At 69.2% G+C, this 17,853-nt stretch carries 16 protein-coding genes; 14 read left to right on the top strand and 2 right to left on the bottom strand.

Annotated features, from left to right (window positions below):
* Positions 1-18: 18 nt before the first annotated feature.
* Positions 19-1,437 (bottom strand): carboxylesterase/lipase family protein, encoded by a 1,419-nt coding sequence (locus C7474_RS09275; RefSeq protein ID WP_121059165.1) that lies wholly within the window; start codon positions 1,435-1,437, stop codon positions 19-21.
* A 141-nt stretch (positions 1,438-1,578) separates the two neighbouring features.
* Between C7474_RS09275 and nrdI the strand changes: the two genes are divergently transcribed.
* Positions 1,579-2,004: a class Ib ribonucleoside-diphosphate reductase assembly flavoprotein NrdI gene (nrdI, locus tag C7474_RS09270; RefSeq protein ID WP_121059163.1), complete on the top strand. Its 426-nt coding sequence runs from the start codon at positions 1,579-1,581 to the stop codon at positions 2,002-2,004.
* Positions 2,005-2,051: 47 nt separating this feature from the next.
* Here nrdI and C7474_RS09265 read toward each other — a convergent pair whose 3' ends face one another.
* On the bottom strand, positions 2,052-3,257 hold the full coding sequence (locus tag C7474_RS09265; protein WP_199692407.1) for an alpha/beta fold hydrolase: 1,206 nt from the start codon (positions 3,255-3,257) through the stop codon (positions 2,052-2,054).
* A gap of 84 nt (positions 3,258-3,341) precedes the next feature.
* Between C7474_RS09265 and C7474_RS09260 the strand changes: the two genes are divergently transcribed.
* From C7474_RS09260 to C7474_RS09200, 13 genes are all read left to right on the top strand, one after another.
* Positions 3,342-4,346 (top strand): FUSC family protein, encoded by a 1,005-nt coding sequence (locus C7474_RS09260; RefSeq protein WP_241965173.1) that lies wholly within the window; start codon positions 3,342-3,344, stop codon positions 4,344-4,346.
* Between the two features lie 160 nt (positions 4,347-4,506).
* Positions 4,507-7,221, top strand: a complete 2,715-nt coding sequence (gene adhE, locus C7474_RS09255; RefSeq protein ID WP_121059159.1) for a bifunctional acetaldehyde-CoA/alcohol dehydrogenase — start codon at positions 4,507-4,509, stop codon at positions 7,219-7,221.
* Positions 7,222-7,547: 326 nt separating this feature from the next.
* The gene (locus C7474_RS09250; RefSeq protein ID WP_121059157.1) at positions 7,548-8,936 is read left to right on the top strand and encodes an O-antigen ligase family protein; all 1,389 of its coding nucleotides are present in this window, start codon (positions 7,548-7,550) and stop codon (positions 8,934-8,936) included.
* Between the two features lie 5 nt (positions 8,937-8,941).
* Positions 8,942-9,925, top strand: coding sequence for an aldo/keto reductase (locus C7474_RS09245; RefSeq protein WP_121059155.1), 984 nt, complete (start codon positions 8,942-8,944; stop codon positions 9,923-9,925).
* Between the two features lie 104 nt (positions 9,926-10,029).
* Positions 10,030-10,929 carry a hypothetical protein gene (locus tag C7474_RS09240; RefSeq protein WP_241965172.1) on the top strand — a complete coding sequence of 300 codons (900 nt, stop codon included), beginning with the start codon at positions 10,030-10,032 and terminating at the stop codon, positions 10,927-10,929.
* Between the two features lie 417 nt (positions 10,930-11,346).
* Entirely contained in the window at positions 11,347-11,742 is a 396-nt protein-coding gene (locus tag C7474_RS15400) for a type IV pilin protein (protein WP_121059153.1), read from the top strand.
* Positions 11,743-11,827: 85 nt separating this feature from the next.
* Positions 11,828-12,259 (top strand): type IV pilus modification PilV family protein, encoded by a 432-nt coding sequence (locus C7474_RS09230; RefSeq protein ID WP_121059151.1) that lies wholly within the window; start codon positions 11,828-11,830, stop codon positions 12,257-12,259.
* 20 nt (positions 12,260-12,279) lie between these two features.
* On the top strand, positions 12,280-12,780 hold the full coding sequence (locus tag C7474_RS09225) for a hypothetical protein (RefSeq protein WP_158597320.1): 501 nt from the start codon (positions 12,280-12,282) through the stop codon (positions 12,778-12,780).
* Entirely contained in the window at positions 12,771-14,531 is a 1,761-nt protein-coding gene (locus tag C7474_RS09220; RefSeq protein ID WP_121059147.1) for a polymer-forming cytoskeletal protein, read from the top strand. Before C7474_RS09225 ends, C7474_RS09220 begins: the two co-directional genes overlap by 10 nt.
* The gene (locus C7474_RS09215; protein WP_121059145.1) at positions 14,528-15,391 is read left to right on the top strand and encodes a prepilin peptidase; all 864 of its coding nucleotides are present in this window, start codon (positions 14,528-14,530) and stop codon (positions 15,389-15,391) included. The genes C7474_RS09220 and C7474_RS09215 overlap by 4 nt, the downstream gene beginning before the upstream one ends.
* Before the next feature lie 43 nt (positions 15,392-15,434).
* Positions 15,435-16,496 (top strand): pilus assembly protein PilM, encoded by a 1,062-nt coding sequence (gene pilM / locus C7474_RS09210; protein WP_121059143.1) that lies wholly within the window; start codon positions 15,435-15,437, stop codon positions 16,494-16,496.
* On the top strand, positions 16,496-17,176 hold the full coding sequence (locus C7474_RS09205; RefSeq protein WP_121059141.1) for a hypothetical protein: 681 nt from the start codon (positions 16,496-16,498) through the stop codon (positions 17,174-17,176). The genes pilM and C7474_RS09205 overlap by 1 nt, the downstream gene beginning before the upstream one ends.
* Positions 17,173-17,853, top strand: coding sequence for a hypothetical protein (locus C7474_RS09200; protein ID WP_121059139.1), 681 nt, complete (start codon positions 17,173-17,175; stop codon positions 17,851-17,853). The genes C7474_RS09205 and C7474_RS09200 overlap by 4 nt, the downstream gene beginning before the upstream one ends.

Raw genomic sequence — 17,853 nt, 5'->3', positions numbered from 1 at the left:
TCGTGTCAGCCGCTCCTATCACACCGCATCGACGACGTCGGCGCGACGCTGGCGCACCGTCTGCGACGTCGCGTCGAACACACGCGTCCACCGGTCGGCTCCGTACGGCTCCCACCCGGGGTCGCCGTCGCGGATGAACGACAGCCACGCCTCGTGCATTTCGGCAGCCAGCGACGCGGGAGCATCGGCCCCCGACAGCGCGACGGCATCCGGGTTGGCGACGTCGCCGAAGGCGAAGGCGATCTCGACGGCGTGCGCGGCCCGCAGATCGCGCACCGGGCTCCGCCACGCGAACTCGTAGACGTAGGTGGGCGCCGTGCGTGCCGCGGCGAGCCGTGTCAGCGGTGCGCGCAGCAGCCGGTCGGTCACCAGCTGGCCCAGCACCTCGCCCGCCCCGGCATCCGGGAACTCCCGCCGCACCGCCCGCATCGCGCGACCCGGGATCCGCATCACCAGGCGTGCGATCGCCGCTTTCAGCGGGGAGATCGCCGCGAGCGCGGCGGGCGCCAGCCAGAGGCGGTACTCATCGGTGTTGCTGCCGATGAGCAGCGGCACCTCCACGTCGACGAGGGCCTCGTGCGGCGAGGCGGGCAACGAGTCGGGGTCGACGGCGAGCGTGAAGCCGGGGGTTCCGGCCAACGGCGATGCGCCGCCGGCCTGCGTCTCGCGGGCCTGCAGCAGCGCGGCGGGCGACTTCTCCCGGAACTGCGCGAGCGTCGGACGGATGCCGAGCACGCGGGCGAGGGCGTCGGTGACGCGTCCCGCGCGCGACCGGCTGACCGCCTCGAGAGGCCCGGACTGGATGATGCCGCCGCGCACGAGCGCACGCGCGTCGGGTCGCGCCAGCAGTGCCGCCACGAGCGCGCCGCCGGCCGATTCGCCCATGAGCGTGATGCGGTCGGGCGACCCGCCGAACGCGGCGATCTCCCGGTGCACCCAGGCGAGCCCCGCGGCGACGTCCTGCAGTCCGAGGTTCACCGGACCGTCGGCGAAGACGGAGAACCCCTCCGCCCCGAGCCGGTAGTTCAGCGAGACGAACACGACACCGGCGCGGGCGAACCCGGAGCCGTCGTATCCCACCAGCGCCGCCGTGCCCCGCTCGAGCGCGCCGCCGTGGATCCACACGACGACGGGGGCGTCGACGGCGTTCTGCGGTGCCCACACGTTCGCCGTCAGGATGTCTTCGCCGGGGATGTCGACCGACGACAGCAGTTCCGCGGTCGCAGGCGGATACGGCCGCTGCGGCGCGGTCGGACCGAAAGCGGTGGCGTCGCGGTCGCCCTCCCACGGCTCGACGGGCTGCGGGGGAGCGAAGCGGAGCTCGCCGAACGGCGGCTGCGCATACGGGATGCCGAGGTGTCGGACGACGCCGTCGCGGATGCTGCCGCGCAGCAGTCCGCTCGACACGGTGACGACGGCGGTCTCGGTGGTGTCCAACGCGTGTGCTCCCGTTCGGGTGCGCTCCCTCACGCACCTGCCCCGACCCTATCGAGCGGGGCGGCGCGGTCGCCGAACGCAGGTCGGTTTTCCCGGCGCGAGCCCGGGCGGTGAGCCGGCGGCACGCGTCAGACTGAGGCGATGCCCAAGGTGCCGGTGTACTACTACTCGTCCGTGTCGAACCTGACGCGTCGTTTCGCCGAGCATCTGGCGCAGCAGGGGCGCCCCATCCGCGACCTGGCGGATGCCGAGGTGCGCGCCAGTGAGGCGCCCGGGCCGTGGGTGCTGCTGACCCCGTCGTACAAGGCGGGTAACGCCGACGAGGCGACACTGCCCGCGCCGGTGCGCCGGTTCCTGCGATCGTCGACGAATCGACGCCGGCTGATCGGCATCCTGGGGTCGGGCAATCGCAACTTCGGTGCGCACTACCAGGCCGCGGCGCGCGAACTCGCCTCGATCTCGCACCGGCCGATCCTCTACGAGTTCGAGTTGTCCGGCACGCCCGAGGACGTCGCCGCGACGGTGCGGATCCTGAACGAGCTCGACGCGGGGCTCGCCGCCGGCTGACGTCCAGGCGCCCGCGCCCTGGCCCGACGTCCGGTGAGGCCAGCGCGTCAGACGCCGACGGAGTCGAGCCAGTCCATCAGCGCGGGGAGGGTGAGGTAGGCGATCGTGCCGTGCACGGCGCCCTCGATCTCGTGCAGCGTGACGTGCATGCCGTGGGCCGACTCCTGCGCGACGAAGTCCCGGGTCGCCGACGGCAGCACGAGCTCGTCCGAGAGCCCCTGCGCGACGAACAACGGCGCGTCGAACCCGACGCCGCCGGCGGAGTTCTCGGTGAGCAGGGTCGCCCACGGCTCGGTCTTCGTCGGCTCGGCCGACGTGAAGCGCCCGACGACGGGCTGCGCGATGCGGTGCAGCTCGCCGAGGTCGGAGAGCAGGCACAGCCGGTTCATCTCCGGCTGGATCGCCACCGCTTCCGGCGTCAGGATGCTGGAGATCTCCGCGCCCCGGTCGGCGTACACCTGCGAGAACGCGGTGAAGGCGTACGAGCCGATCGTCGCGCCCGAGATGTCGTCGAGATGGTCGCCCATGAGTGCCGTGAGGTCGGCGGCCGGTGCGGCGACGGCCACCGCCTCGACGTGCAGCTCCGGCGCGTAGGCGTCGGCGAGCTCGGCGGCGAACAGCGCCGCCTGCCCGCCCTGCGAATGCCCCCACAGGATGACGTCGTCGCCCGCTTCGGAGCCGTCGACGCGCTGCGCCGCCCGCACCGCGTCGAGCATGCTGTGCGCCGCGGTCGCCCCCACGAGGTACGAGTCCGGCCCCGCCGTCCCCATCCCGACATAGTCGGTGGCGACCACCGTGTAGCCCCGGTCGAGCAGGAAGCGCAGGCCCTCGATCATGTCGAACGGGTCGAACGAGCGCGAGGGAGCGCAGTCCGGATGGGTTCCCGTCGTCGGGTGCCCCCACGCGACGACCGTGCGCGGGCCCGGCACCGGATCGAGCGGGACGACCAGGATGCCGGTGGCGACGACCGGCGTGCCGTGCAGATCGGTCGTGCGGTACATGAGCCGCCACGCGCGCGCGTCGAGCGGGGCGGCGTCGAGCGCGGCGGCGCGCACGATCGTGCCGGGGTCGCCGACGGCGGCATCCGCGGGCTGGGCGTAGAACGCCTCGAGTCCGGCGCGGTCGATCGCGTCGCCGACGAGCCGCGCCTCGCCGGCGAGTACGAGGCAACCCGCGAGGGCGAGCATGAACGCGATGTACCGCGCGAACCCGGTGTCGCCGAATCGCCGCCGTGGCCGCGTGCGTGTCCCCATGAGCCGATCATGCCCGCATCCCGGGGTCTCGGCATACGGCGCGCGTACGATCGAGGGGTGGCAGGGGGCAGCAGGGGGCGGATCATGACCGGCCTCATCCGCGTCGCCCCGCACCGCGGCGATCACCGCGTCGCCCTGCGCGCGGCCTTCTCGCTCGCCGTTCCGCTGCTCGGGTTGTGGGCGCTCGGCCGGCTCGATCTCAGCGTGTATGCGAGCTTCGGCGCCTTCGCCGCGCTCTACGGCCGCTTCGACGGGTACGCCGATCGCATCCGGATGCAGGCGGCCGCGGGGTTGACCCTCGTCTCGTGCATGCTCGTCGGCACCCTGCTCTCACTCGCCGGCGTTCCGGATGCCGTGAAGGTCGGCGTCGTCGCGCTGGTCGCCGCCGTCGTCACCCTCATCGCGCACGCGGGACGCTGGCATCCGCCGGGGGCGCTGTTCGCCGTGTTCGCGAGCGGCGCGTGCGCGTCGATCCCGGCGTCGGGCGAGTCGCTGCTCGCGGTGCTGATCGTCGGCGGGGCGTCGGCGGTGTTCGGCATCGGCGTGTCGACGGCCATCGCACTCGTGCGCGGCCGCGGTCGCATCCCCGCGACACCGGCATCCCGGATCCCGGCCCGACCCTCCCTCCGGGCGGGCGTCGAGGTCGCGGCGACCGTCGCGATCGGCGCGGCGCTCGCCGGAGTGGCGGGACTGCTGCTGATCGGCAGCCACTGGTACTGGGCGATGGTCGCCGCCGTCGCCGCCCTCGGGGGAGCGGCGCTGAACGCGCGCGTCATCCGGGGTCTGCAGCGTCTGCTCGGGACGGTGATCGGCATCGCGGTCGCCGCCGGACTGCTCGCGCTGCACCTGCCGCCTCTCGTGGTGGTGCTCGTCGCGGTGCTGCTGCAGGCGGGCGCGGAGCTGTTCGTCGGGCGCAACTACGGCATCACGATGGTGTTCGTCACGCCCCTCGCGCTGCTCATGGTCGAGCTCGCCGTGCCCGTCGACCCGGCGGTGCTGCTGCGCGACCGCCTGCTCGACACGGTGCTGGGCGTCGCCGTCGGCACGGCCGTGGCGGTCGCGTCGGCGCTGCTCCGCCGCCGCGCCTGACGCCCGCAGCATCCGCATCCGCATGCGTCTGAATATGGTCTGACCTTTCATCTTGTGTGGTCGGACCACAAGGTGCATAATGGTCGCAAAGGACGGGGGACCATCCCGATCCGAACCGAGAAGGGCGCGGCGAACCGTGGCCCGGGTAGGAGACCCAGCAATGTCCACCTCGATCAATGCTCTGGTCGAAAAGGCGCAGCAGGCGCTGACGGAGTACGCCGACTTCACACAGGAACAGGTCGACCACATCGTCAAGAAGGCGAGCGTCGCGGCGCTGCACTTCCACGGCGAATTGGCCACCATGGCTGTCGAAGAGACCGGTCGTGGCCTGTTCGAAGACAAGGCCGTGAAGAACATGTTCGCGTGCGAGCACGTGACCAACTCGATCATCAACCAGAAGACCGTCGGCGTCATCGCGCACGACGAGCTCAACGGCATCACCGAGATCGCCGACCCGGTGGGCGTAATCTGCGCCCTCACCCCGGTGACCAACCCCACGTCCACCGCGATCTTCAAGTCGCTGCTCGCGCTGAAGACCCGCAACCCGATCGTGTTCGGCTTTCACCCGTCGGCGCAGAAGTGCTCGAGCGAGGCGGCGCGCATCGTTCGTGACGCCGCGGTCGCCGCCGGCGCCCCGGCCGACTGCATCCAGTGGATCGAAGAGCCCTCGATGGAGGCCTCGGGCGAGCTCATGAACCACCCGGGCGTCGCCCTCATCCTCGCCACCGGCGGCAACGCGATGGTCCGCGCCGCCTACTCGTGCGGCAAGCCCGCCCTCGGCGTCGGCGCCGGCAACGTGCCCGCCTTCATCGAGCGCACCGCGAAGGTCGGCCGCGCCGTCAACGACGTCGTGCTCTCGAAGTCGTTCGACATGGGCATGGTGTGCGCGAGCGAGCAGGCCGTCATCCTCGATGAGCCGATCGCCGCCGAGGCCCTCGCCGAGTTCGCCCGTCTGCACGCCTACACGGTCACGGCCGACGAGAAGCGGATGCTGGAGGAGTTCATCTTCGGCGTCACCGCGAACAGCGAGAACTGCGCCGGCGCGAAGCTGAACCCGAAGGTCGTCGGCCAGTCCCCGCAGTGGATCGCCGAGAACGCCGGCTTCACTGTGCCCGAGGACACCTCGATCATCCTCGCCGAGGTCTCGGGTGTCGGCCCGCACGAGCCGCTGACGCGCGAGAAGCTCGCCCCCGTGCTCGCCGTGCTCCGTGCCAACGGCGCCGACGAGGGCATCGAGCTGGCCCGCCAGATGGTGGAGTTCGACGGCCTCGGCCACTCGGGTGCGATCCACTCGAACGACCAGGAGGTCATCGCCCGCTTCGGCGAGGTCGTCCGTGCCGTCCGCATCATCACCAACAGCCCGTCGGCCCTCGGCGGCATCGGCGACATCTACAACGCCTTCATGCCGTCGCTCACCCTCGGCTGCGGCTCCTACGGTCACAACTCGGTCTCCAACAACGTCTCGGCGGTGAACCTCTTGAACGTCAAGCGCATCGGTCGTCGCAACAACAACCTGCAGTGGTTCAAGGTGCCGGCCAAGACCTACTTCGAGCCGAACGCCATCCGCTACCTGCAGGACATGCGCGGCCTCGAACGCGTCACGATCGTCACCGACAAGACGATGACGGACCTCGGCTACGTCGACCGCATCGTCGACGTGCTGAACCGTCGCGAGAACCGCGTTCAGGTGCAGCTGATCAACACCGTGCGGCCCGAGCCGAAGGTCTCGGAGGTCAAGGCCGGCGCCGAGCAGATGCGTCAGTTCCAGCCCGACACGATCATCGCCCTCGGCGGTGGCTCGCCGATGGATGCCTCCAAGGTCATGTGGCTGCTCTACGAGCACCCCGAGGTCGAGTTCTCCGACATGCGCGAGAAGTTCTTCGACGTGCGCAAGCGTGCGTTCAAGTTCCCCGAGCTCGGCAAGCTCGCCAAGCTCGTCTGCATCCCGACCACGTCGGGCACGGGTTCCGAGATGACCCCGTTCGCCGTCATCACCGATGACGAGACCGGCATGAAGTACCCGCTCGCCGACTACGCGCTGACCGCCTCGGTCGCCATCGTCGACCCGCTGCTGACCACGCAGCTGCCGGGCTTCCTCGTCGCCGACGCCGGATTCGACGCGCTGACGCACGCCACCGAGGCGTACGTGTCGGTCTACGCGAACGACTACACCGACGGTCTGTGCCTGCACGCGATCAAGCTGATCTTCGAGAACATCGAGCGCTCCGCCAAGGCGCAGCCGAACTCGACGGATGCTGAGGACATCAAGGCCCGCGAGAAGATGCACAACGCGGCGTCCATCTCGGGCATGGCGTTCGGCAACGCGTTCCTCGGGATCGTGCACGCGATGAGCCACGTGACGGGTGCGACGTACCACCTCGCCCACGGCCGCACCAACGCGACCTACCTGGCGCACGTCATCCGCTACAACGGCCGCATCCCCACGAAGCTCACCAGCTGGCCGAAGTACGAGCGCTACGTCGCCCCGGAGCGCTTCCAGGAGATCGCCAAGCACCTGGGTCTGCCGGCATCCACCCCGGAGGAGGGCGTGGAGAGCTACGCCCGCGCCGTCGAGGCGCTGCGCGAGAAGGTCGGCATCCAGCCGTCGTTCCAGGCGCAGGGCGTCGACGAGGCGACCTTCATCGCGGGTCTGCACGACCTCGCGATGGCCGCCTACGGCGACCAGTGCGCCCCGGCCAACCCGCGCATGCCGATGATCGAGGACATGAAGACGATCATGGAGGCCGCGTACTACGGCACCTCGTTCGACGAGGTGCGCGCGGGCCGCAAGGGCACCGAGGCGGCGAGCGAAGCCGCGACCGGCACCGTCCCGACGGTGAAGGCCGCCAAGGGTCGCGCCAAGGCCAAGGCCTGACGCCACCATCACGCGAAGGGGGCCGGGGGAGCATACCCGGCCCCCTTCGCCGTGCCCTGGCGGTGTTCAGTGCCCCCGGTGGTTGAGTAGCGCGCGCAGCGCGCGTATCGAAACCCCGCCAACGTCCTACGCTCAGCGTGCGTTCCCGTCGCAATCCGCGGCATCCACTTCTGGGAGAGAGCCTTTCGCGACAGGGATGCGGGTGCGTCGAAGCGCTCCATCGCCGGCGACGTCCAGTACTGTCCGAGCAGGCGCTGTCACACCCGACTGACCCGAACAGAGGGGGTGCGCGCCGTACACCCCCTGGCAGAAGGACCACAGCCGCGATGAAAGCCCTTCGGCATGTCCTGCGCGCGACGACAGTGCGCGAGGCCATCGATCGCGTTCCGGAGGCGTTCTACGAGCGCTTCGCGTTCGCCTTCCTTCTCGCCTGGCTCGCCGCGCCTCTGTTGCTCTGGTGGGTTGGGCCTGTCATCGGAACAGACATCACGTTCCTCGCGTGGGTGAATCTACAGGTCGGGCTTGGCGCGCTGATCCTCGTCGCTCTGCGGCTGGCGGCGCATCTCGTTCCGCCGAGAGACGTGTCCTGGCGGGTTGTCCTGCGTGACGAGCTGCCCCTCGTGCTGTTGGGTATGTTCCTGCTGCTCGCCGTTCTGGCGACCGCGCTGTCCCCGACTGCGGAAGCCCTGGACGGCGACTGGTACCGGCGGGAGTCCATCTGGACGTTCGCCGCATACGTGGGGTTCTTCTTCCTCGCCAGCCGGGTGGTCTCGGGTGTGCTCCGTCGTGCGCTGTTGGCCGGGGTCATCGCGCTCGCGCTCATCACGTGCATCGTCACGTTGGTGGCGGCGATCAGTGCGGGATGGCACACCGACGAAGGCGCCGTCGCGCATCGCGCGATCGCCTACTTCCACCAGTTCAACCACTACGGGTACCTGTTGGCGGTTGCGTGCGTGCTGGCCGCGGCAGCCGCCCTCACGGTCGCGCGGCGTGTGCTTCGCGGGGGACTGATCGCGGTGTTCGGCATCCTGCTGCTCACCCTGCTGCTCAACGACACGCTCGGCGCGTACCTCGCGGTTGTCGCCGGCCTCGCGGGACTCGTCACCTGGCTTGCCGTTCTCCGTCGGCTGCACGTCACGACGTTGCTCCTGCTCGCAGCGGTCGCTGTGGTTGTGCACGTTCTCGCGGATGCCCTCGGCGTAGGCGTCGCGGCGGAGATCGCGTCGCTCGGCGGCGACATGGTCGCCGTTTCGGAGGGAAGCGCCGATGCGGCATCCGCGGGTACCGGACGCTGGGGCCTGTGGATGATCACGCTCGAGCAGATCGCCGTCAGTCCGTGGTCCGGTCACGGCATCGAGGGGATCGCATCGTTGCTTCCGGGCGGCTACGGTCGTCCGCACGACGAGTACTTGCAGTACGCGGTCTTCTTCGGCATTCCGGCGCTGATCGCATACGTCAGCGCAGTGGTTGTGGTGCTCGTACGCGTGGTCCGCCGAGGACGTGCTGTCGACGGGATCACCGTCTGTGCCACTGCGGCAGCGTTCGCCTATCTGATCTCCGCGCTGTTCGGGAACACGATGTACTACACCGCCCCTTTGCTCTTCCTGCTTCTCGGCATCGCATGGGCGGGGGTTCGGGCCGCGGGCAGCGAATTGCTCGATGCGGAGTCCACGCCGTTGGCGGAGGACCGAACAGCTCCGACGCCAATAATCTGATTCCCATGCAGCAGCGCCCTCTCGCCCGCACCGGCCGTTCCGTCTCCGCCATCGGGCTCGGCACCTGGCAGCTCGGCGCGGACTGGGGTGACGTCGCCGAAGACGACGCGCTCGCCGTGCTAGCCGCATCCGCCGACGCCGGGGTGACCCTCTTCGACACCGCCGACGTCTACGGTGACGGCCGCAGCGAGCAGATCATCGGCCGCTTCCTCGCCTCCCGCCCCGGTCACGGCATCACCGTCGCGACCAAGATGGGCCGGCGGATGCCGCAGGAGCCCGCGAACTACACGCCCGAGAACTTCCGTGCCTGGACCGACCGGTCGCGCCGCAACCTCGGTGTCGACACGCTCGACCTCGTGCAGCTGCACTGCCCGCCGAGCGCCGTGATCGACGCGGATGCCACCTACGACGCGCTCGACGACCTCGTGGCTTCGGGTGCGACCGCGGCCTACGGCGTATCGGTGGAGACGTGCGCGCAGGCGCTGTCGGCGATCGCGCGGCCCGGCGTGTCGAACGTGCAGATCATCCTGAACCCGTTCCGACTGAAGCCGCTCGACGAGGTGCTTCCCGCGGCGGCGGATGCCGGCGTCGCCGTCTTCGCGCGCGTGCCGCTCGCGTCGGGACTGCTGAGCGGCAAGTACTCCTCGGCGACGCGGTTCGCCGAGAACGACCACCGCATGTACAACCGGAACGGCGAGGCCTTCGACAAGGGGGAGACGTTCTCCGGCGTCGACTTCGAGCTCGGACTGCAGGCGGTGTCGGAGCTGGATCGCGCGCTCCCGGCCGGGGTGTCCCTGCCTGCGGCGACGCTCGCCTGGATCGCCGGGCTCCCCGGCGTGACCTCGGTGATCCCCGGTGCGCGCAACGTCGCGCAGGCCGAGTCGAATGCGGCAGCGGGCGCGGTCGACGTGGACCTCTCGACGTTCGATGCCACCATCCACGACGTCTACGACCGCCTCCTGCGCCCCACCATCCACCCCCAGTGGTGACGCCCGCCACGCCCCGACCGGTGGTTGAGTAGCGCGCAAACCGCGCGTATCGAAACCACACCCTCGAGGTTGCCCGAGCCCGAACCCTCCGCGAGCATGGAACCATGCCGTCCCGCCTCGCCCTCGCCACCGCCGGTGTCGCCTGCGCGCTGGCGATCGCGGCCGTGGCGATCGCCGCATCCGTCGCCGTCACCGCACAAACCTCCCCGACGTTGACGCCTGTGCCAACAGCATCAGTCGTCGAGACGATGCCGACCGCGGTGCCGACGCCCACTCCGGATCCGATCCGCGGCGCACCCGAGAACGTTGCCGCCTATGACCTCGCCGCTCTGCCGCAGATCGACGTCTGGTCGGTAACGCCCGGTATCCCCGTCGACGACGATCCCATGGGCGGGTTCACCGGGCTCCTCGCGCAGCCGCGCACTGCGGCACCGATCTTCGCGGATCCCGCCGGCGAGCCGCTCGGCTACCTTCCGCGAGAGGCGACGTACGGCGGGACCGTTGTTCCCGTGATCACGCGCGACACGCACTGGGTGAAGGTGCTGCTCGCGGGCCGCCAGGGTGTGCCGCCGAACGGAAACGCCGCGCAGACGGTCGGCTGGCTGCGCGTCGCCGACGTCTACCTCACGCAGGCGACGCAGTCGGTGGAGGTGTCGCTGTCGGCGCGCACGATCGACATCGTGTCGGCCGGGGGAGCGGAACGCGTCGCAAATGACTTCGCCTGGGGCAAGGACGCGACGCCAACACCCGCCGGACGCACGTTCGTGATGCTGACCCAAGTCGTGCCCGAGCACGAGTACACCGAGGGGCATCCCCTGGTCTACCTCGGCGTGCAGTCGCCGACGCTCGCCGGCTTCGACGGCGGCGAAGTCGCGGTCACCGCGTTCCACTACTACAAGACCCGGTCAGGCAACAATTCGTTCGGCTGCATCTACCTCGACTCCGCCGCCATCACCCGCCTCGCCACCCTCCCGCCCGGCACCCCCGTCACCATCCGCCCCTGATCGCCGGCTGATTCCCGTCGTTGAGCGAGCGCAGCGAGTCGAAACGCCCCACCCTCCTCCGTTCGTTGAGCGAGCGAAGCGAGTCGAAACGCCCCGAGCGAACCACGCCGCGCGGTAGCGCTACCACGCACCCTCTCCACAAGTCCCATGTACAACATCTACAACTTTGCATCCACAGGCCTCAGAATCCTCAAGATTCGCTCAAGGCCCAAACTCCACATTGACAACAACATGAGAGTTCTCTCATGATTGCCCCTGAAGAGGTAGGACGTCCTCGCGACCGCCTCCCGCTTCACTCAGCACGTTTTCGATGCATCTTCGGATGCGGAGATCCCCCCCGATGTGCATATTCCCCCCGGATAGGTCATCGGCGTGCCGAGTTCCTGCAACCACATTCCTTCAGGAGAGGCACGCATCATGCGCAGCATCAAGAACTATGTCCAGGCGGTGAAGGCCCGTCGCGAGGAGAACGCCGATGACAAGGGCTTCTCGCTCATCGAGCTCATCGTCGTCGTCGTGATCCTCGGCATCCTCGCCGCGATCGCGGTCCCGGTCTTCATGAATCTCCAGAAGACCGCCCAGGAAGAGTCCGTCGCGACCATCGCGGCGAACGCCGCTACGCAGGTGGCGTCGAACATTGCCCAGGACGAGCCGGTGTCCACGAACCTTTCCAAGCTCGAGTCGACCGGCAAGGTTACGCTCACGGTCTCGCCCACGACGGGTGCGAAGATCGATAGCTACTGCGTCACGGCAACCAGCACGGCGGACACGACGATCGTGAAGAAGTCCGGCCCGGGCTGCACGGGCTCCTAAGCCGTTCCAGCTGACGAGGCCGGCCCGACCCGAACGGGCCGGCCTCGCTCGGCATCTGCGGCGCTTCGTCCTGGGGAGGTGAGTCATGCGCGCGCACTCGAAAGACGACGGCTTCAGCCTCGTCGAGGTGATCATCGCCATGTTCGTCCTCATGGTGCTCGCACTGGCAGTCCTTCCTCTGATGATCGGCGCCACCCGGCTGAGCGTAGACAATAAGGATCTCGCAGCCGCCAACGCCTTCGCCTCAGCCCAGCTGGCGGCGATCCGCGAAGACTTCCCGATCGGCGCGACGGCGACTACGAGCTGCGCCGCACTCCAGACCCGCAAGATTCCGCTGGCGTCCGCCGCTGAAGACCCCGCGGGCACCGGAATGGCGGCCACCGTCGACGTGCTCGACGCCTGCCCCGCAGCAGCCGCCGACTACCCCGCATCGATCCGCGTCACCGTCACCGTGCGTGACCGTTCCAGCGACGTCCTGGTGACACTTCCGACGCGCATCCGGGTGTCCGCATCATGATCGAGCGTGACGACGAAGGGATGACACTGGTGGAGCTCATCGTGGTCATCGCGGTCTCCGCTCTCTTCCTCGGACTGCTCGCGGGCCTCTTCATCAACGGCATCCAGACGCAGGAGCAGGCGACGGCGCGCGACCGGGCGACGGGTCGGGCGAACGTCGTCAGCAGCTCGATCGGAACCTCCGTCCGAAACGCCGTCGCCGTGAAGGTGAGTGGCTCCGGATCCCGCCTCGACGCGAAGATCCTGACGACCGCCGGTGGGTTCGAGTGCCGCGCCTGGGTGCTCGACGGCACGGCGCTGAGGTATAGCTCCGGCACGACGGCCCGGGCGAACACGCCATCCGGCTGGACGGCGCTCGCGACCGGCGTGACGGCCACACTGTCGGGGGGCGCGGCGTTCGCCCTGCAAGGCACCCAGGCTGTTTCCTTCGGGCTCACCGTCACCGACAACGGCCAGAAAGCGGTTCTCACCGACGGCGTGAAGGCTCAGGCATTCAAAGCAGGAGGCGTCGCATGCTTCTGAAGATCGATCCCGTGCGCGCACGTCGCGATGACGACGGCTCCGTCCTCGTGTCGGTGCTCATCATTATGCTCGTGCTGACCGTCGGTGCGCTCGTCCTCTCGAGCATCGTCGTCAACACGACCGGAATGCTGGCGGGAAGTCGCGGCACCGTGCAGTCCCGTGCCGCCGCGGATGCGGGACTCTCCGACACGATCGCCCGTGCGCAGCGCGGCGAAGACGTCTGCACGAACTCCACGTATTCGTCCACGTCTCCGAAGTACACCGTGTCGGTGATGTGCGATTCCGGTACCGTCACCTTCCGTGCGATCGGCAGCGGGGACGGCGTGGGGAGAACTGTCACGGAAGCCATCTACGCGCGCAACAGCACGCCGCGCAAGCTCGCCGGCGCGCTCGTCTCGGCAGCCGGCGCGCTCAACGTGTCGTCGCTGCTCGTGACGGCCCCCGCGATCGACGGCGACGTGGTGCTGAACACGGGCAACTTCGACTGCAACAACTCGATGGATATCAGCGGCGACCTCATCATCCGCAACGGCTACGCCAAGCTGTCGAACGCCTGCAACATCCGCGGTGATCTCATCGTGAGCGGCAGCGTGCAGATCGACAACAACGCCGTCGGCGTCGGCGGCGACGTCTACACCGGCGGCACCTTCGGGCTGACGACCGGTGCCACCATCAAGGGCAACGTCTACGCCGTGGGCGACGTCACGATCAGCAGCGGCGGCAAGATCGACAAATCGGTCACGACGCGCGGCAAGTTCACGATGGACGGATCTTCGTCGCGGATCAAGGGATCGGTCTGGGCCGCCGGCGCGCTCTCGGTGCAGAACACGTTCATCGACGGCAACGTGATCTCCTCGAGCACGAACAACGCCTACGTTTGGAACTCCACGCTCGGCGCACTGCGCGTGGCCGGCCCGATCGTGAAGATCCAGCAGTCGACCGTGACGCACGACGTGATCTCGGCATCGACCTCGACGAGCGAGATCCAAGCCGGCGTCACGATCGGCGGCAACCTGACTCTCGCCGGCGGGCGCACGGGTCAGCCGCCGACGGTCGCCGGAACGACAACGCTCAACGCAACCGGGGTCGTTGCACCGGCAGCTCCGACCATCAGTCCGCCGTGGCAGATGGACGCGAGTGCGTTCGAGTGGATCGACCTCGGCTACAACTCGTCCGCATGGGGCTCCTATGCGTACAAGACGACGCCGAGCTGCGACTTCCAGGGCTCGTGGAACCAGGCCCACAAAGACACGATCAATGCCTACACGACCCCGACCGTCGTGGACATGCGGGGATGCGCCAATGGCAAGGTCAACCTGTACCAGGCGACATTCAATCTGAAGACCGACATCGTCTTCCTCGTCGGCGAGGCGGAGGCGCAGGACCTCACGGTCACGAGCGCCGACGGCAACCCGCATGCGTTCCACATCATCTCGCCAGACAACACCGCAGACAAGGCGTCGACCTGCACGAACTCCTCGTGGAAGATCAACATCTACCACGTCACGATGTCCGACAAGATCAGCGGGATCGCCTACTCGCCGTGCACCGTCGCGGTCGGTTCGGGTGGCGGCGGGCGCTGGAACGGCCAGGTCTACGCCGGCAAGATCACGTGGAGCGGCAACGGGGCCCAGATGCAGCTCGACTACCGCGAAGTGAGTGTTCCGGGGATGGTCGTCTCGGTGGGAGGCGGCGGTGGTGCGGCGACCCCGTCGGTCATCGGGAGCCTCGTCTCGCTCGGAGACGTATGAGCACCATCACCGCCCTCCTCGTCGCGTTCGCCGCGCTGCTCGGCCTGATCATCGGATCGTTCCTCAACGTCGTGATCTACCGTGTGCCCGTCGGTATCCCGCTGACGCGTCCCAGCCAGTGCCCGCACTGCGACTCGCCCGTGAAGCCGTGGCAGAACGTGCCGGTGGTGTCGTGGCTGCTTCTGCGAGGGAAGTGCGCGAACTGCGGGGCGCCGATCTCGGTGCGCTATCCGCTCGTGGAGTTGGCGACGGGAGTCGCGTTCGCCGGGGTCGTGTGGATGCTGGTGGAGTCGGAGGCGTTTCGACTCGCTTCGCTCGCTCAACGACCGGAAGCGGGGGCGGAGGTAGGAGCGCTGGCGTTCGCGTTCATCGCCGTCGCGTACCTCTACCTCGCGGCGATCAGCATCGCCCTCACGATGATCGACCTCGACATGCGGCGCCTGCCGAACCCGATCGTCCTCCCGAGCTACATCGCGCTCGCCGTCCTCTTCACCGCCGCGTGTCTGGCAGGCGCACCGTGGGATGCGCTGCTGCGTGCGGCGATCGGCGGCGCGGCGCTCTTCGCGTTCTACTGGCTGCTGCGCTTCGCCAAGCCCGGCGGCATGGGCGGGGGAGACGTCAAGCTCGCCGGCGTGCTCGGCGCCGCACTCGGATTCGTCGGCTGGGGAGCACTGATCGTCGGCGCCTTCGCCGCCTTCCTCATCGGCGGCGTCGTCGGCATCGTCATGATGCTGACGCGCCGCGCGACCCGGAAAACCGCCATCCCGTTCGGCCCGTTCATGGTCGTCGGCGCATGGCTCGGCATCGTGATCGGCGAACCGATCGCCCGCTGGTACACCGGACTGCTCGGCCTCGCCTGAGCTCACACAGACACGACAGACAGTACAGAGAAAGGAGCGCGACATGGCCAAGACGATCGTCGGGCTGGAGATCACCGAGGAGGGAGTGCGCGCCGCCGAAGTGACGGTCGGCAAGAACCCCGTCGTCCTCGCGCAGGGCTCCGTGCCGCTTCCCGCGGGCGCAGCCAAAGACTCCGAGGTCTTCGACAAGGATGCCGTCGTCCTCGCGCTTCGCCAGCTCTGGACGCGCGCGGGCATCAAGGGTCGCAACGTCGTGCTCGGACTCGGCAGCCGCCGCATCCTCGTGCGCGAGTACACGACCACCGCGCTGCGGCCCGATCTGCTACGCCAGGCCCTGCCATTCCAGGTGCAGGACCTGCTTCCGGTGCCGGCCGAGCAGGCCGTGCTCGACTTCTACCCCACCTCACAGGAGGGCGATCAGGTGACCGGCCTGCTCGTGGCCGCCGTCGCCGAGACCGTCGAAGACCTCGTCGCGACGATCGCGAAGGCGAAGCTGACGGTCGACGTCGTCGACCTCGCCCCCTTCGGCCTCGCGCGAGCCGTCGCACGTAGCGCGGCATCCGGCGAGACGGTCGCCGCACTGCACCTCGGTGACCACACCAGCCACGTCGTGGTGGTGCAAGACGGCATGCCGCGCTTCGTACGCATCATCCCGATCGACATCACGACCGAGGCGGTGCGCTCCCGCGAGAACGCCGCCCTCGACGATCTCTCGATCGAGCAGCCGGTCGTCGAGGAACTGCTCGAGACGGTGCCGGCGAACGGCGACGGCCCGCGGATGCGGCGCTCCCGCGGTGCCGCCCGAGGTGCGGTGCGTGTCGGGGCGATGTCGGATGCCGCCATCGACGACCTCGTCACCCGGCTCGGCAGCACCCTGCGCTTCTACGCCGACCGGGCCGCCGACCGGCCGATCACCCGGGTGCTGCTCACCGGGGCCGGCGCCGCGGTGGAAGGCGTCGCCGATGCCCTCGCGGCGACCCTGCCGATGCCGGTCACGGTCACCGGCGCGGTCGACGTCGCACAGATCAAGTCCCCGCTGGCCTCGGCCGAGGACAATCTCAACCTCGTGTCCACCCTCGGCCTCACGATCGGAGCGAACGTCTGATGGCCCTGTTCTCGTCCGCATCCTCGGCGCCGACTCTCACGATCGGCGGGATACCGCGCGTCAACCTGCTGCCTCGCTCGGTGACCGAGGGGCGCGAGCGGTCGCGCCTGCTGAAGCGATGGGGGTGGGGCCTGGTGGCAGCGCTCCTCGTCGTCGCGCTCACCGCCGGAGGCGCATTCGCCTACCTCAGCTTCACGGCGATGCAGCTCGTCACGGCGCAGGCGCGAACGACGCAGCTCATGACCGACCTCGCCGCCCTCGCGCCGGTGCGCGCGCAGCTGAGCCTCGTCGACGACCTGGAGCTCTACCGCAGCGAGGCGATGGCGACCGACCTCACGTGGACGCGCGTGAGCGACGTCATCAGCCCGGCACTCCCGGAGGGTGCGTTGGTGAGCGCGGTGGCGATGACGGTCGGCGCCGTGCCCCAAGGTGACGACCCGACGCTCGAAGTCGGCCTCACCGGAACGGTGACCGTCGCCAGCGCCAACCCCATCGACATCGTCGACGTCGTCCGCAAGCTCCGCGGCGCCGAGGGCGTTCTCGCCGTGGACGGGACCGACCTGCAGTCGGGCGCTTCCGAAGACGCGCCCGACGCCGCCGCCGGCTTCACCTACATCCTCACCGTCGCGCTCGATCAGTCCCTCTACACGAACGCCTACGCCGAGGAGGTCGCCCCGTGACCCTCAACAAGCAGCTCATCAACCTGCTCGGCATCCTCGTCGTCGTCGGCATCCTCGTCGCCGGCATCGCCCTCATCGCGGTGCCGATGATGGGGCAGGCGCAGACGACGTCGTCGCAGGCGAAGACGGTCGAGCAGGCGAACTCCGTCTACGAACTGCAGATCACGCAACTCACCGCCGCGCAGGCCGACCAGGCGCAGCTCGATGCCGACACCGCCGAACTGCGCGCGGAGATCCCCGCGACGACGCAGTTCGACGACGTCTTCGAGATCGCGATCAACGCGGCCACGGCGCACCAGCTGACCATCCAGTCGGTGACTGTGGCCGAGCCCGCTCCGTGGACGGCCCGCGCGGCCGTCGGCGAAGACGGCGCGGCCGTGCCGGCGCCCGCGGAGGCGACCCCGGCCGAGGGCGCGACCGACGGTGCCGCCACCGACGGCGCCACGGACGCCGCCACCGGCGATGCCGAGGCGACCACGCCACCCGTCGATCCGGCATCCACCCCGCGCCAGCAGGCAGCCGTCACGATCACGGTGCCCGCACCCGACCTCGCCACCGCCACCGCCTACGTCGACAGCCTGAAAGACGGACTGCGGCTGCTGAACCCGGTGCAGTTCGACTACACCGGCGGCATCCTCACCGTCACCGTCGACACCTTCATCCGCACGGAGGACTGA

Source organism: Microbacterium telephonicum (genome assembly GCF_003651225.1).
Taxonomy (GTDB): domain Bacteria; phylum Actinomycetota; class Actinomycetes; order Actinomycetales; family Microbacteriaceae; genus Microbacterium; species Microbacterium telephonicum.
This window is presented reverse-complemented; position numbering and strand designations above follow the sequence as displayed.

Coding starts and splice junctions, on each gene's coding strand:
- C7474_RS09260 (WP_241965173.1), top strand. CDS start 3,342: ATGACCGGCCTCATCCGCGTCGCCCCGCACCGCGGCGATCACCGCGTC.
- pilM (WP_121059143.1), top strand. CDS start 15,435: ATGGCCAAGACGATCGTCGGGCTGGAGATCACCGAGGAGGGAGTGCGC.
- C7474_RS09265 (WP_199692407.1), bottom strand. CDS start 3,257: ATGGGGACACGCACGCGGCCACGGCGGCGATTCGGCGACACCGGGTTC.
- nrdI (WP_121059163.1), top strand. CDS start 1,579: ATGCCCAAGGTGCCGGTGTACTACTACTCGTCCGTGTCGAACCTGACG.
- C7474_RS09250 (WP_121059157.1), top strand. CDS start 7,548: ATGAAAGCCCTTCGGCATGTCCTGCGCGCGACGACAGTGCGCGAGGCC.
- adhE (WP_121059159.1), top strand. CDS start 4,507: ATGTCCACCTCGATCAATGCTCTGGTCGAAAAGGCGCAGCAGGCGCTG.
- C7474_RS09245 (WP_121059155.1), top strand. CDS start 8,942: ATGCAGCAGCGCCCTCTCGCCCGCACCGGCCGTTCCGTCTCCGCCATC.
- C7474_RS09220 (WP_121059147.1), top strand. CDS start 12,771: ATGCTTCTGAAGATCGATCCCGTGCGCGCACGTCGCGATGACGACGGC.
- C7474_RS09205 (WP_121059141.1), top strand. CDS start 16,496: ATGGCCCTGTTCTCGTCCGCATCCTCGGCGCCGACTCTCACGATCGGC.
- C7474_RS09230 (WP_121059151.1), top strand. CDS start 11,828: ATGCGCGCGCACTCGAAAGACGACGGCTTCAGCCTCGTCGAGGTGATC.
- C7474_RS09240 (WP_241965172.1), top strand. CDS start 10,030: ATGCCGTCCCGCCTCGCCCTCGCCACCGCCGGTGTCGCCTGCGCGCTG.
- C7474_RS09225 (WP_158597320.1), top strand. CDS start 12,280: ATGACACTGGTGGAGCTCATCGTGGTCATCGCGGTCTCCGCTCTCTTC.
- C7474_RS09215 (WP_121059145.1), top strand. CDS start 14,528: ATGAGCACCATCACCGCCCTCCTCGTCGCGTTCGCCGCGCTGCTCGGC.
- C7474_RS15400 (WP_121059153.1), top strand. CDS start 11,347: ATGCGCAGCATCAAGAACTATGTCCAGGCGGTGAAGGCCCGTCGCGAG.